The sequence below is a fragment of the Actinomycetospora cinnamomea genome, assembly GCF_003096675.1.
GTDB lineage: Bacteria > Actinomycetota > Actinomycetes > Mycobacteriales > Pseudonocardiaceae > Actinomycetospora > Actinomycetospora cinnamomea.
Genome location: NZ_QEKW01000001.1, coordinates 688,555 through 702,254 on the forward strand (window position 1 = coordinate 688,555; position 13,700 = coordinate 702,254).

Consider the following 13,700-nt stretch of genomic DNA (forward strand, 5'->3'; position numbering starts at 1 on the left):
TGCGTGATCGACGGACATGCGCCGGGCCTCAGACCGGACCCGGGGCGTCGATCCGGGTGGACGAGAGCGACCCGGCGAGCGCGTCGGCGCGGTACCACCGCACGGCGCGGGCCAAGCCCTCCTCGAGCGACGTGCGCGGCTGCCACCCGAGGGTGGTGCGCGCCGCGCTCAGGTCGGCGACCTGGGCGGCGTCGTGGCGCCGGTCCTCGATCTCCCCGAAGCCGAGATCCCCGTCGTACCCGATCAGCGACGCGGCGAGACGCACGGTCTCGGCGATGCTCACGCCCCGGCCCGAGCCGATGTCGGCCACGAGTCCGGGTGCGTCGGGGTGCGTGGCCGCGACCAGGAAGGCCTCGCAGACGTCGTCGACCTCGATCCAGTCGACGAGCCGCCGACCGCTCGACAACTGCGGCGCACGTCCCTCGAGCATGGTCGTGACCACGTAGGGGATGAGCTTGCGGCGATCCGGTTGGTCCGGCCCGTAGACCATCGAGGGGCGCAGCACGGTCACGGCCACGTCCCACTGGGAGTGGAAGAGGCGGGCGTACCCCGTGGCGGCCGCCTTCGCCGCGGCGTACGGCGAGACCGGTGCCTCGTCAGGACGGTGGGGTTCCTCGACCGACCCGGCGAGCACGACACGCGGCCGGTCGCGTCCGCGGACCGCAGCCAGCAGGTTCACCGCGGCGCGCACATTGGCCTCGAGCATCGGCCCCACCAGATCCACGACCCGCGAGCCCTCCACGCGGCTGGCGAGGTGGAACACGACGTCGGGCTCGACGGACCCCACGAGCCGGTCCACCTCGACGGCATCGGTGAGGTCGGCGGTGTGCCAGCGCACGGCGGGCCCGCCGGGGAGCGTGGCGGGCTCGGGACCCGGCCGGGTCACGGCGTGCACCTCCGCGTCCAGTCGGAGCAGGTGCCCGGTCAGGTGCCGGCCGATGAAGCCGCGGGCGCCGGTGACCAGCACCCGACGTCCGACCAGGGCTGCGGCGGCCGAGGAGGCCGGGGTGGGGACGACGGGGTGTCGGGGCAGGGGGACCTCGGCGCCGGCGGCGCCGTCGGGTGATGCAGGCATGAGGGAACCTCACGGGGAGCGCCGGCCCTCGGCGGGGCACCGGCGTGATGACGGGGGCACCGGTGGTCCGCGGTCGCCGCAGCACGGGGCGCGACCCCTCCTCGACGTGCACCGCAGCGCCGGCCGGCGGATCGGGCGGCGGGCTCGGCGGTCCGGGACGGGCCGGACGGGGGTCCGTGAGGTCAGGCGGCGAGCGCGGGCGCCAGGGGCGGCCCGCGCCGGCTCAGGCTCCGGCTGTGCAGCAGCTGCCGGACGAGGCCGGGTGGTTCGTCGTGCCGCGGGCACCTGGTCGTCGACGGCGTCTCGACGGCGCCGGGAGCCCTGGTCGGCAGCACCAGGTGCGCGACGATCGCGGTGGCGAGGTAGGCACACGCGGGTTCGCCGGCGGAGATCGCCACCACGAGCAGCGCGACGACCACGTGCAGGGCGATGCCGGAGAAGTCCTGGGGCCAGCCGTGGGAGTGCGGGACGACGTCACCGACGTGGGTCAGCTTTCCCAGGGCGTGGACGGCCGGCTGGCCGATCACCGCGAGGTTGACCGCGGCGAAGACCCCTCGCATCCGCCCCTGCATCCAGACGCGACCGACACCGACGATCGCTGCGGCGAGCGCCACCGTCGCGGTGTGCAGCGGCCGCTCGTCGGCCAGGAGGTCGAAGCCCACCGCCGTGAGCAGCACGAGCAGCGAGGACGTGACCAGGGCGAGCGTCCGTACGGCGCTCCGCTGCGACGGCGTCGCAGGGCTCCCGAGCACGGACCCGACGCTACCACCCGATCGGCGAGCGACGGTCGGGACGATGCGCACGGAGCGTCACCCTCCGGCGGGTTCACCCCGTGCGGGCCGACCCCCGGGACATCAGGTCCCGGCGGTGCCGGTACTCCTCGTCGTCGATCTCTCCTCGGGCGAAGCGTTCGTCGAGGAGCTGTTCGGCAGTCGGCCGGGACGTCGGGGCCTGACCGCTCCGGCCCATCCAGCGGATCAACGCCACGATCCCGACGATGATCAGGGCCCAGAACAGCACCATGCTGACGGTCATCAGGCCGAAGCCCCAACCGTTCATGCCGGGGCCGTACCACCACATCATCTCGCTCACCCTCCTCGCGGGCCCCCGCGCTGCGCGAGACGGCCCTGCGCCCGTCCGGACACGTCCCTCAGCGTCGGCCCCGGGAACACGGCCCCGGCAGGGCACGGCGTCGGGATACCGCCGAGTCGAAGGACCCGACGCGGGGTGACGTCGGTCCCTCCACACGTGAGGGCACAGGGGCGACGGTCGACCGGCCTGTGGGTCGCTCCGGCCGGTGAGGGGTGCGCGGTGAGCACGGACGAGGTCGTGGTGGTGGTGGCCGCTGTCGTGATCCTCGCCGCCCTGGGCTGGTACTTCTTCGGCCCTCGTCACGCCCTGGCCGCCACGCTCACCGAGGGTGTCCAGCGTGTCGAGGTCACCGTGCACGGCGGCTACCAGCCCGAGGTCGTCCGCCTGCGACAGCACGTGCCCGCCGAGCTGGTGTTCGACCGGCGGGAGAGCGGCGACTGCACCTCGCGCGTGGTGTTCCCCGACCTCGGGGTCGACGCCGCGCTGCCGGCGTACTCCCGCACCACCGTGCACCTCGACCCTGCGAGGGAAGGGCGATTCCCGTTCGCGTGCGGCATGAACATGGTCCACGGCACGCTGGTCGTCGAGACCGCCGCGGAGGCGTCCGAGGAGGTGCAGGACACTCGCCCCGCGGCGCCGGGGCCGCCACGCGCTCCGACGCCGACCCGCGGCGCCGCCGACGAGGAGGCCGCGCAGGCCCGGGAACGGCGGGCGGAGATCGGCGACCTGACCCGACGGTTTGCCGTCGGCGCCATCCTCACCCTCCCGGTGCTGGTCGCGGTGATGGCGCACGAGCTGTTCGGCGCGGAGTGGGTCCCTGCGGTACTGCTCGACCACTGGGTGCAGTTCGCGCTGATCACTCCGGTGATGCTCTACACCGGCTGGCCGATCCACCGCACCGGGTGGCTCAGCCTGGCCCATCGCAACGCGGACATGAACAGCCTCATCACCCTCGGCACCCTCGCCGCCTACGGCTACAGCCTCGTGGTCACGGTCGCCCCCGGACTGCTGCCTCTGGACGTCCGGGAGGTCTACTTCGAGGCCGTCGGCGTGATCCTCACCCTCATCGTCCTCGGTCGGCTGCTCGAGGCCCGCGCGAAAGCGGGCACCGGGGAGGCCATCAGGGCCCTGCTCGGGCTGCAGGCGCGGACCGCCCGGGTCGTGCGGGACGGCGCCGAGACGGAGATCGGGGTCGACGAGGTCCTCGTCGGCGACGAGCTCGTCATTCGCCCCGGCGAGAAGGTCCCCGTGGACGGCACGGTGGTGTCGGGCAGCTCGGCGGTGGACGAGTCGATGATCACCGGAGAGCCGATCCCGGTCATGAAGCAGGCCGGCGAGACGGTCATCGGGGCCACCATCAACACCACCGGCTCCCTGCGGATGCGTGCCGCCAAGGTCGGCGCCGACACCGCCCTCGCCCAGATCATCCGCCTGGTCCAGCAGGCACAGGCCTCGAAGGCACCGATCCAGCGCCTCGCCGACGCCGCCTCGGCCTACTTCGTGCCCGCGGTCATCGGGGTCGCCGTCGCCACGTTCGTCGTCTGGTACGTCGCCGGCCCGCCGCCGGCCCTCACCCTCGCGCTGGTGTCCGCGGTCGCCGTGCTGATCATCGCCTGCCCGTGCGCCCTCGGCCTCGCCACGCCTCTGTCCATCATGGTCGGCACCGGCCGGGGCGCCCGCGCCGGCATCCTCTTCCGCTCGGCCGAAGCCCTCGAAGCCGCCCACGAACTCGACACGATCGTGCTGGACAAGACCGGCACCATCACCGCCGGCCGGCCGGCCCTCACCGACATCCGCGCCACCGCCCCGTTCAGCGAGGACGATCTCCTGCGGCTGGTCGCCGCCGCGGAAGCCGACAGCGAGCACCCCCTCGCCACCGCAGTGGTCGCGACAGCCCGCGCCCGTGGCCTCACCGACACGGTCGCGACGGCGTTCGACTCGGTCACCGGCAAGGGGGTACGCGCCACCGTCGACGACCACCGTGTCCTCGTCGGGACCCACCGCCTCCTGGACGACGCCGGGATCGACGCCGGCCCGCTCGAACCCGTCGCGGCCGAGCTCGCCGCTGAGGGCAGGACACCTGTACTGGTCGCCGTCGACGGGCGACCCGCGGGGGTCCTCGCGGTGGCGGACACCGTCAAGGACGACTCCGCCGCCGCGATCGCCGCGATGCACGGACTCGGCCTCGATGTCGTCATGATCACCGGGGACAACGAGCGCACTGCTGCCGCCATCGCTCGTGACGTCGGGATCGACCGGGTGCTCGCCGAGGTCCTCCCGGAGCGCAAGGCCGACGAGATCCACCGGCTGCAGAGCGACGGCCGTCGCGTCGGCATGGTCGGCGACGGCATCAACGACGCTCCCGCCCTCGCCCGGGCCGACATCGGCCTGGCCATCGGCACCGGCACCGACGTCGCCATCGAGGCCGCCGACATCACCCTGATCGCTGGTTCCCTCAGCGGGGTCGTCACCGCGATCCGGCTCTCGCGGGCCACCATGCGCAACATCCGCGAGAACCTGTTCTTCGCCCTCGTCTACAACGCGGTCGGCGTCCCCGTGGCCGCCGGCGTGCTCTACCCCCTGCTCGGGCTGCGGCTGAGCCCCATGCTCGCCGCGGCCGCGATGGCCCTGAGCTCGCTGTCGGTGGTCGTCAACGCCAACCGGCTCCGCCGGTCCTCCGCCGGGAGACGGGCGGGCAGCGGCGTGGCCGTGGGCGTGCACGACGACGCGGCGGTCCGTGGGAGGCCGCGCGGCGCGGGTCCAGTAGCGTCGTCGCCGTGATCCGCCGGCACGGTTGCCCGCGGCACCGCTCCGGCCGCGCGGTGTCGATGCAACTGCTGTCCGACTGGCCTGCGCGCCTCGTGCTGCTCGCGACCGCGTTCGGGCTGGTCGTCATGCACCACGTCGTGAGCGATCGGCCACACGCCTCGACCGACGCCGTACCGGTCGAGACGGTGGTGGAGCAGTCCGTCCTCGGCGGCACGGCGGCGATGACGTTCGCCGGTGACACCGATGCGCATGGAGGCCCTCCGACAGCGCACCACGGGTCGGGCTCCGTCGGCCCAGCGGCCCTGCCACCGGACCCCGCGGGCGGGAGAGGCCACGATCACGGGGCCTCGCTCCTGCACCTGTGCCTCGCCGTGCTGATGGGTGCGGCGGTTGTCCTGGTACTCGTCCTGGCGGCACGGTGGTGGCGGTCCGCTCGCCGGCCGACCGTGGGGACCGGCATCGCGACGGTGCCGCGCGCTCCCCCGACCACGGCGAGACTCGCGGAACTCCAGATCCTTCGGCTGTAGACCGGCCCACCGCCTGCACGCGCGCTCGTCGAGCGCCCCGTGCAGCGGCCCCGCGTCATGGCATCCACCGGCGCCGGCTTCGTGCGCCCCGGCCGGTGCCCAGCCGAAGGAGATCACTCGTGCGTACCCGCCTCGTCGGCGGCATCCTCGCCGCCACCATTGCTGCCCTCGCTCTCGTCGCGTGCTCCGCCACGGCGCCACCGGCGCCGCAGGCCGTCGAGGCGACGGCGCCTCCCTTCGGCCACGTCCACGGTCTCGGAATCGATCCCGGCGACGGTCGCGTCCTGGTGGCGACCCACCGGGGACTGTTCCGCGACGGCGCCCGGGGTCTGGAGAAGGTCGGCACGTCCGCGGCGGCGGATCGGGACCTGATGGGATTCCTGGTCGTGGGCCCGGGGACCTTCCTCGCCGGCGGGCACCCGTCTCCGGAAGAATCCACGCCGGACCCTCTCGGGCTGGTGCGCAGCAGCGACGGCGGCACGTCATGGCAGGCCGTCGGTCTCTCCGGAGAGGTCGACTTCCACGCTCTGGACCAGGGCGCCGGGACCATCTACGGCGTGGACGCCGACGGAGGACTGCTCGCAAGCCGGGACGGCGGAGCCCGGTGGAGCCCGTGGCCGGCGCCGCCCGCGCTCGACGTCGCCGTCGACCCGACCGGCGGCGGCCGCGTGGTGCTTGCCGTCCTCGGCGGTGTCGCCACGGCGATCGACGACGGGGGGGTCGTCCGGGAGCAGGAGTTCGTCGTTCGTCCAGGACCACAGCTGGTGCACCTGTCGTGGGCCGCGGACGGCGCGCTCTACGGGCTCGCGCCCGACGCCCGCCTCTACACCAGCCTCGACGGCGGGACGACCTGGCGACCCGAGGGCGTGGTCCCGGGTGGGCGCCCACAGGCGGTGGCCGCCCTCGGCCAGGGACGCGCGCTGGCGGCAACCGCAGGCGGCATCCACGAGACGCGCGACGGCGGCCGAACCTTCGCGACCGTCGCCGAGATGCCCTCGTAGGACTTCCGAAGACACTGACGGAATCCCGCCCGCGAACCCACCGCGGGGACCCGGGAGACGGGACGGCATGGCCGGTGGAGGCCGAGCCGGGGCGCCGGGAATCGTCGGCGGCCCCGGACCCGCACTGCATGACCGAGAACGACGAGGGCGAGCACGAGGTCGAGGTGGCCGGGATGGAACGCCTGCTCCCGACTGCCGGACCGTCACGCCGCCGTCGACAGCAGCGCCGACGAGCGATGGGGCATCACCCCACCGCTGAGGAGTATCCATGATCGACATTCAGACGATCGCCACCCCCGGGCTGGGCGACCGCAGCTACCTGGCCCACGACGGCGAGGTCGCGCTGGTGGTCGACCCGCAGCGCGACATCGACCGCGTCACCGAGATGGTCGAGCAGCTCGGCGTGCGGGTCACGCACGTCGCCGAGACCCACATCCACAACGACTACCTGACCGGCGGGCTCGACCTGGCCGAGCGCACCGGCGCCGCGTACCTGGTGGATGCCCGCGACGAGGTCGGGTTCGCGCGGACCCCGGTCTCGGAGGGCGACGAGATCATCGTCGGGTCGATGCGGCTGCGCCCGATCGCAACCCCCGGGCACACCCACCACCACCTGTCCTACGCCCTGGAAGACGAGTCGGGCGCCGTGGCGGCGGTGTTCACCGGGGGCTCGCTGCTCTACGGCACCACCGGGCGCACCGACCTGGTCTCGCCCGACGACACCGACGAGCTCACCCATGCCCAGTACCACTCGGTGCGCCGTCTGGTCGACGAGCTCCCCGCCGAGGCCGCGGTGTACCCGACCCACGGCTTCGGCAGCTTCTGCGCCGGCACCCCCGCCTCCGGCGCCGACAGCTCCACCATCGGCGAGGAGGCCGAGGCGAACCCGGCGCTGACGAAGGACGAGCAGCAGTTCGTCGACGACCTCCTCGCGGGGCTCGGTGCCTACCCCGCCTACTACGCGCGCATGGGCCCGGCCAACGCCGCCGGGCCCGCCCCGGCCGACCTGTCCGCGCCCGAAGAGGTCGACACCACCGAGCTGCGGCGCCGCCTCGAGGCCGGACAGTGGGTCGCCGACCTGCGTGACCGCACCGCGTTCGCCGCCGGGCACCTGCCCGGGTCGCTGTCCTTCCAGCTCGCGCAGCCGTTCGTGACCTACCTGGGCTGGCTGTTCCCCTTCGACCAGGAACTGACGCTGATCGGGGAGACCCCCGAGCAGGTCGCCGACGCCCGGCGCGAGCTCGTGCGCATCGGCATCGACCGCATGGCCGCCGCCACCGGCAGCATCGACGACCTCGCCGACGGGCAGGGTCTCGAGTCCTACCCGGTGTCGGACTTCGGCGGGCTGGCCGAGCGTGACCCGGACCAGGTGTTCGTCATCGACGCCCGCACCGACGGCGAACGCGCCGGTGGCGGCGTCCGCGGATCGGTGCACATCCCGCTGCACGAGCTCCCCGCCCGCCGCGACGAGGTCCCCACCCGGGGCGAGGTCTGGGTCTACTGCGGCTCGGGCTACCGCGCGTCGATCGCCACCTCGATGCTCGCCGCCGGCGACGCCACCGACCGACACCTCGTCGTCATCAACGACGAATGGGCGAACGCCGCCGACGCCGGCCTGCCCATCACCACCGACACCCGCTAGCCGGCGGGTCGTCGACACCGTGGCCGCCCCCGGGTCGCCCGGCCCGCGATGGCCGGGCACCGCCGGGGGATCGCGCCGCGCCGTCCTCAGGAGGGGAATGATCGTCATGATGGGTTCGATGGGCATGCTGGGCTGGCTGTGGCCGACCCTGGTCGTCGTCGGGCTGGTACTACTCGCCGTCGGCGTGGTCGCGCTCACCCGGCGTTCCGGCACCGCGAGCTCGGGGCCCACCGCCCGCGAGCTCCTCGACCAGCGATACGCCCGCGGGGAGATCGACGACGCCGAGTACCAGCGCCGACGGGACCAGCTGTCGTGACCCGGCGGCCGGCGGTGTACAGACCACGATGCACACGTCGGCGTCGGGGCCTCTCGCGCCCCTGGCCCGAGCAGGCCCATGATGGGTCATGGACCGGCAGGTGGTTCACCAGGAGTTCGAACGCGCGCGGTCGACCTTTCACGCCCTGCACGACCACGCCACGCCCGCAGGCCTGAAGCGGCCCTCGAACGGCACCCGGTGGAACAACCAGCAGCTGCTGTTCCACATGCTGCTCGGCTACCTGATCATCCGCGCCCTCAGCAACCTGGTGCGGGTGTTCGGCCGGCTGCCGCCAGGGGTGAGCCGCGCTTACGCGACCCTCCTGGATGCCGGGACCCGCCCGTTCGACGTGGTGAACTTCGCCGGCTCCTGGGCGGGCGGCACCGTCGTGGGCCGACGCGGCCAGATCGCGCTCTTCGATCGCGTGATCGCAGCGCTGCACCGGCGGCTCGATGCCGAGACCGACGTCGACCTGGCTCGAGGGATGCACTACCCCGCCCGATGGGACCCGTTCTTCGAGCCGTACATGACCCTCGCCGACGTCTACCGGTTCCCCACGCGGCACTTCGACTTCCACCGCCGACAGCTCACCCTGGACCGCACGGACGCGCCCTGAACCCTCGAGGGGAGGGGCGGGGCGGGGCGGGGCGGGGCGGCGTCCGCCGGTAACGTCGACGTGGTGATCCACCGGCACGGCAGCCCGCGGTTCCGCACGGGTGACGCCGTGTCGGTGCCGTTGCCGGCCGACCGGACGGGGCGTCTCCTGCTCCTCGCGGTCGCGCTCGGACTGGTCCTCATGCACCACGTCGTCGGAGCACACCAGCACACCGCCGCCGAGGTGGCCGTGACCGCGGCGCCGTCCGCCCACCCGGGCGGCGAGCACCCGGCGGCGCACGAGGCGCAACCGGGCATGACCGTGGCGAGCAGCGCCGCGCTCCTGCACCACCACCCCGACGGGGGCGGGCACGACCACGCCGATTCGCTGCTGCACCTGTGCCTCGTGGCGCTGGTCGGCGCGGCGGTCGTCCTCCTCACGCTGGTCCTCGCCGCCGCGTGGTGGCGGTCCCCGGCCCGCCCGTCGGCGCAGGGCGCCCGATGGGCGGCGGCGCCGCGCGCTCCCCCGACCTCGTCGAGACTCGCGGAACTCCAGGTCCTCCGGCTGTAGGCCGGCCCACCGTCTGTGCGGACGTCTCCGGACGTGACGTGCAGCGGCGCCGCGTCCTGTCCTCAGCGCCGGCCCTGACGCACGGGTCGGCGCTCAGCCGAAGGAGACTCCATCGTGCGTGTCCGTCTCGTCGGCGGCGCCCTCGCCGCCGCCACCGCCGCCCTCGTGGCCGCGGGATGTTCCGGATCCACCACCGCGGCGCCCCCGGCCGCTCCCCCTGCGGCGCCGCCGGTCGCGCCGTCGTCGGCGACCGCGCCGATCTCGCCCGAGCACAACCAGGCGGACGTGGCGTTCGCCCAGGGCATGATCCCTCACCACCTGCAGGCCATCGCCATGTCCTCGCAGGCCTCCGACCGCGCGGCGTCGCAGGAGGTGAAGGACCTCGCCGCCCGCATCGACCAGGAGCAAGGGCCTGAGATCGAGCAGATGAAGCAGATGCTGGACGCGTGGGGCGCGCCCCACCCGCAGCCGGGATCCACGGCGATGCCCGGCATGCCGGGCATGCCCGGGATGCCCCCGGGCGACATGCCGATGACCGGGATGATGAGCCCGGAGCAGATGCAGCAGCTCGGGACGCAGTCCGGCCCCGGCTTCGACCGGATGTTCCTGCAGATGATGATCGAGCACCACGTCGGCGCGGTGCAGATGGCCCGGACCGAGCAGGCCCAGGGCCTGAACCCACAGGCCAAGGAGCTCGCCGGCGCGATCGCGTCCGATCAGCAACAGGAGATCACCGAGATGCAGGCCCTGCTCGGCAGGGTCTGACCGGCGCCCGCGAGAGCGCCCGCCCGGTCACGGGACCGGGCGGGCGTCTCGTCGGCTCACGCCGTCACGCGGGGACGGAAGCGGCGCAGGCGGAGGCTGTTGGCCACGACGAAGACCGACGAGAAGGCCATCGCGGCGCCGGCGAGCATCGGGTTGAGCAGGCCGGCCGCGGCCAGGGGCAGCGCTGCGGTGTTGTAGGCGAACGCCCAGAACAGGTTGCCCTTGATGGTGGAGAGCGTGCGGCGGGAGAGCCGGATGGCGTCGACCGCGGCCCGCAGGTCCCCGCTCACGAGGGTCAGGTCACCGGCCTCGATCGCCACGTCCGTGCCGGTGCCCATGGTTAGCCCCAGGTCGGCCCGGGCGAGCGCGGCGGCGTCGTTGACGCCGTCGCCGATCATGGCCACGACCCTGCCCTCCTCCTGGAGGCGGGCGATCTGGTGGTCCTTGTCGGCGGGCATGACCTCGGCGATGACCCGCTCCGGGTCGATCCCGACCTCCGACGCGACGGCGCGAGCGGGAGGCTCCGCATCGCCGGTGAGCAGGACCGGGGTCAGACCGAGGGCACGCAGGCCGCGCACGGCGTCGGCGCTTCCCTGCTTGACCGTGTCGGCGACCGACAGGAGGCCGCGAGCCCTCCCGTCCCACGCCACGGCCACCACGGTGTGTCCCCGGGCCTCGGCGTCCGCCTTGGCCTCGGCGAGGTCGGCCGGCATCGCCACCGACCAGTCCTCGAGCAGGCGCGGCCGGCCGACGAGGACCGCGTGGCCGTCGACGGTGCCGTGCACCCCGAGGCCCTCGTCGTTGGCGAACTCCTCGACCGCCGGCAGCGGCCGGTCCGAGCGGCCGCGGGCCGAGGTCGTGACGGCCCGGGCGATCGGGTGCTCCGAGGCGTCCTCGAGCGCACCCGCGATCCGGAGGACCTCCACGGCGTCCTCCCCCGCCGCGGGGTGCACGTCGACCAGCGACATGCGGCCCTCGGTGATCGTGCCGGTCTTGTCCAGGACGACGGTGTCGACGCGACGCGTCGACTCGAGCACCTCGGGGCCCTTGATGAGGATGCCCATCGCGGCGCCCCGTCCGGTGCCGACCATGAGCGCCATCGGTGTCGCCAGCCCCAGCGCGCAGGGGCAGGCGATGATCAGGACCGCGACCGCGGCGGTGAACGCGCCGGCCGCCCCGACCCCGGCGGCCAGCCAGAACCCGAGCGTGGCGGCCGCGAGCACGATGACGATCGGGACGAAGACACCCGAGACGCGGTCGGCGAGGCGCTGGACCGCGGCCTTCCCGGTCTGGGCGTCCTCGACGAGGCGCGCCATCTGGGCCAGCTGGGTGTCCGACCCCACCCGCGTCGCCCGGACGACGAGGCGGCCGCCGGCGTTCACGGTCGCGCCGATGACGGCGTCGCCGACCCCGACCTCGACCGGTACCGACTCGCCGGTGACCATGGAGGCGTCGACCGCGGAGCTGCCGTCCTCGACCTCGCCGTCGGTGGCGATCTTCTCGCCGGGCCGGACGACGAAGCGGTCGCCGACCGCCAGCCGCTCGACCGGGATCCGCTGCTCGACGCCGTCGCGCAGGACCGCGACGTCCTTGGCGCCGAGCTCGAGCAGGGCACGCAGCGCGGCTCCGGCACGGCGCTTGGCCCGGGCCTCGAACCAGCGGCCGGCCAGGATGAACGTGGTGACCCCGGCCGCGACCTCGAGGTAGATGTTGCCGGCGCCGTCGGTCGGCTCGATGGACAGCTCGAAGGGGTGGGTCATCCCGGGCACCCCGGCGGTGCCGAGGAAGAGCGCGTAGAGCGACCAGCCGAAGGCGGCGAGGGTGCCCAGGGAGATCAGGGTGTCCATCGTCGCGGTGCCGTGACGCAGGTTCGCCCAGGCGGCGCGGTGGAACGGCAGGGCGCCCCACACGACGACCGGGGCGGCGAGCGCGAGCGACGCCCACTGCCAGTAGGTGAACTGCACCGCCGACACCATCGCCAGGACGATCACCGGGACCGAGAGGACGAGGGAGACCAGCAGCCGGGTCCGCAGGCCGTCCGCCTCGCCGCCGTGGTCGCGGTCCGTCCCGGTGTCGGGCTCCGGCTCCGCGGACGGCGGCGCCGGGATCGTGGCCGTGTACCCGGCCGCCTCCACGGCCTCGACGAGGTCGTGGGTGGTGACGTCCGAGGTGACGGCGACGCGTGCCTTCTCCGTGGCGAAGTTGACCGTCGCCTCCACCCCGTCGAGCTTGTTGAGCTTGCGCTCGATGCGGTTCGCGCACGACGCGCAGGTCATGCCGCCGAGGACGAGCTCGACCTCGTGCCTCGTCGCCGCGTCCTGCGCCATCGCGCGAGCGTTCTCGGTGACGGTGCTCATCCCGCGTGTCCTTCCTGGGCTGCCTCGGAGGGGTGGCCCTCGACCGTCGGCGCTGCTCGATCAGTGGCCATGGGGCGTCGAGTCGCCGTGGCCGCTCGGGGCGCCGTCCGGCGTTCCGGCACCGGCCGCGGCCACGACGGTGAACTCCGCGGTGCGCACGACACCCTGGTGGGCGAAGTCGAGGTAGAGCCGGTAGGGACCGGCCGACGGCACCTCGGCGAGGAACTCGATGGCCGGCCCCGCGGCGGTGCGCCCGTCGCCAGGGGTCCCGGTGGGGTGCACGTGGAGGTAGGCGAGGTCGCCGGTGCGCAGGGCGACGAGGTGGCCGTACGCGGCGAGGTAGGGCTGCAGGTCCGTGACGGGTGCTCCGTCCCGCGAGACCGACAGGGTCACCGGGCTCGCGGTCCCGGGGACGAGGTCGCCGGTCAGCGTCACCGTGTAGCCGTCCGCGGTCGTGGCCGTGGCCGACGCCGGCGGCAGGGGCACCGGGCGGTAATCGCCGGCGACCGCGATGTCGCGCCCCAGCGTCAACGCCTCGCTGCGCCCCTCCGGCGCGAAGTCCGCGAAGACCCGGTGGTCCCCGGCGGTGAGGGACGTCGTGGTGCGCCAGGTGCCGTCGGGATCCATGACCGGGTGGAGGTGCTGGAACCCGCTCTGGTCGCGTCGCACCAGGATCAGGTGCAGCGGCTTGTCGTGGGTCGGGGTGAACGCCGTCACCGGTGCTCCGGTCGGGCCGAGGATGCGGAACGCCAGCTCGCCGGGGGTGTCGACCCCTCCGGGGGTCGCGAGGACGTCCAGGGTGTAGCCGTCACGGGAGATGGCGAGGCCGCTGACGTCCGCTCCGGTGGCCGGGTCGGTGACGGCCGGCGCCGGTGCCGGACCGGGTGGCGGCGCCGCCACGGGCTCCGCGGTGGGTCCTGCGATCGCCCCGACGCCTCCTCCGACGACCAGGGCGAGCACGAGCGCGAGGGCGAACCCGACGAGACGGACG

The 13,700-nt window shown here is 74.0% G+C and carries 13 protein-coding genes; 8 read left to right on the forward strand and 5 right to left on the reverse strand.

Annotated elements, in window-relative coordinates; translation table 11 throughout:
- Positions 1-28: 28 nt before the first annotated feature.
- From C8D89_RS03210 to C8D89_RS03220, 3 genes are all read right to left on the reverse strand, one after another.
- On the reverse strand, positions 29-1,075 hold the full coding sequence (locus tag C8D89_RS03210; RefSeq protein WP_116706564.1) for an NAD-dependent epimerase/dehydratase family protein: 1,047 nt from the start codon (positions 1,073-1,075) through the stop codon (positions 29-31).
- 182 nt (positions 1,076-1,257) lie between these two features.
- Positions 1,258-1,827: a hypothetical protein gene (locus C8D89_RS03215; RefSeq protein WP_116706565.1), complete on the reverse strand. Its 570-nt coding sequence runs from the start codon at positions 1,825-1,827 to the stop codon at positions 1,258-1,260.
- 73 nt (positions 1,828-1,900) lie between these two features.
- Complete coding sequence (locus tag C8D89_RS03220) at positions 1,901-2,158, reverse strand: SHOCT domain-containing protein (protein WP_116706906.1); 258 nt, start codon at positions 2,156-2,158, stop codon at positions 1,901-1,903.
- Positions 2,159-2,386: 228 nt separating this feature from the next.
- Between C8D89_RS03220 and C8D89_RS03225 the strand changes: the two genes are divergently transcribed.
- The 8 genes from C8D89_RS03225 to C8D89_RS03260 all read left to right on the forward strand — a co-directional run bounded on the left by C8D89_RS03225 (position 2,387) and on the right by C8D89_RS03260 (position 10,352).
- Positions 2,387-4,948, forward strand: a complete 2,562-nt coding sequence (locus C8D89_RS03225; protein WP_116706566.1) for a heavy metal translocating P-type ATPase — start codon at positions 2,387-2,389, stop codon at positions 4,946-4,948.
- A 47-nt stretch (positions 4,949-4,995) separates the two neighbouring features.
- Positions 4,996-5,463 carry a DUF6153 family protein gene (locus C8D89_RS31055; RefSeq protein ID WP_423716667.1) on the forward strand — a complete coding sequence of 156 codons (468 nt, stop codon included), beginning with the start codon at positions 4,996-4,998 and terminating at the stop codon, positions 5,461-5,463.
- Between the two features lie 119 nt (positions 5,464-5,582).
- Positions 5,583-6,464, forward strand: coding sequence for a F510_1955 family glycosylhydrolase (locus tag C8D89_RS03235; protein WP_116706568.1), 882 nt, complete (start codon positions 5,583-5,585; stop codon positions 6,462-6,464).
- 268 nt (positions 6,465-6,732) lie between these two features.
- Positions 6,733-8,106, forward strand: coding sequence for an MBL fold metallo-hydrolase (locus C8D89_RS03240; protein WP_207787002.1), 1,374 nt, complete (start codon positions 6,733-6,735; stop codon positions 8,104-8,106).
- A 118-nt stretch (positions 8,107-8,224) separates the two neighbouring features.
- Positions 8,225-8,422 carry an SHOCT domain-containing protein gene (locus C8D89_RS03245; protein WP_243417779.1) on the forward strand — a complete coding sequence of 66 codons (198 nt, stop codon included), beginning with the start codon at positions 8,225-8,227 and terminating at the stop codon, positions 8,420-8,422.
- 88 nt (positions 8,423-8,510) lie between these two features.
- Entirely contained in the window at positions 8,511-9,038 is a 528-nt protein-coding gene (locus tag C8D89_RS03250) for a DinB family protein (RefSeq protein WP_116706569.1), read from the forward strand.
- 63 nt (positions 9,039-9,101) lie between these two features.
- Positions 9,102-9,587, forward strand: coding sequence for a DUF6153 family protein (locus tag C8D89_RS03255; RefSeq protein ID WP_133251800.1), 486 nt, complete (start codon positions 9,102-9,104; stop codon positions 9,585-9,587).
- A 114-nt stretch (positions 9,588-9,701) separates the two neighbouring features.
- Positions 9,702-10,352 carry a DUF305 domain-containing protein gene (locus C8D89_RS03260; RefSeq protein WP_243417780.1) on the forward strand — a complete coding sequence of 217 codons (651 nt, stop codon included), beginning with the start codon at positions 9,702-9,704 and terminating at the stop codon, positions 10,350-10,352.
- Between the two features lie 56 nt (positions 10,353-10,408).
- Here C8D89_RS03260 and C8D89_RS03265 read toward each other — a convergent pair whose 3' ends face one another.
- Positions 10,409-12,709 carry a heavy metal translocating P-type ATPase gene (locus tag C8D89_RS03265; RefSeq protein WP_116706572.1) on the reverse strand — a complete coding sequence of 767 codons (2,301 nt, stop codon included), beginning with the start codon at positions 12,707-12,709 and terminating at the stop codon, positions 10,409-10,411.
- Positions 12,710-12,769: 60 nt separating this feature from the next.
- Positions 12,770-13,669 carry a hypothetical protein gene (locus C8D89_RS03270; protein ID WP_116706909.1) on the reverse strand — a complete coding sequence of 300 codons (900 nt, stop codon included), beginning with the start codon at positions 13,667-13,669 and terminating at the stop codon, positions 12,770-12,772.
- Between the last annotated feature and the right edge of the window lie 31 nt (positions 13,670-13,700).

Bases quoted from the DNA above. Each gene is read 5' to 3' on its own strand.
- C8D89_RS03240 (WP_207787002.1), top strand. From the start codon at position 6,733: ATGATCGACATTCAGACGATCGCCACCCCCGGGCTGGGCGACCGCAGC.
- C8D89_RS31055 (WP_423716667.1), top strand. From the start codon at position 4,996: ATGCAACTGCTGTCCGACTGGCCTGCGCGCCTCGTGCTGCTCGCGACC.
- C8D89_RS03245 (WP_243417779.1), top strand. From the start codon at position 8,225: ATGGGCATGCTGGGCTGGCTGTGGCCGACCCTGGTCGTCGTCGGGCTG.
- C8D89_RS03265 (WP_116706572.1), bottom strand. From the start codon at position 12,709: ATGAGCACCGTCACCGAGAACGCTCGCGCGATGGCGCAGGACGCGGCG.
- C8D89_RS03250 (WP_116706569.1), top strand. From the start codon at position 8,511: ATGGACCGGCAGGTGGTTCACCAGGAGTTCGAACGCGCGCGGTCGACC.
- C8D89_RS03210 (WP_116706564.1), bottom strand. From the start codon at position 1,075: ATGCCTGCATCACCCGACGGCGCCGCCGGCGCCGAGGTCCCCCTGCCC.
- C8D89_RS03220 (WP_116706906.1), bottom strand. From the start codon at position 2,158: ATGATGTGGTGGTACGGCCCCGGCATGAACGGTTGGGGCTTCGGCCTG.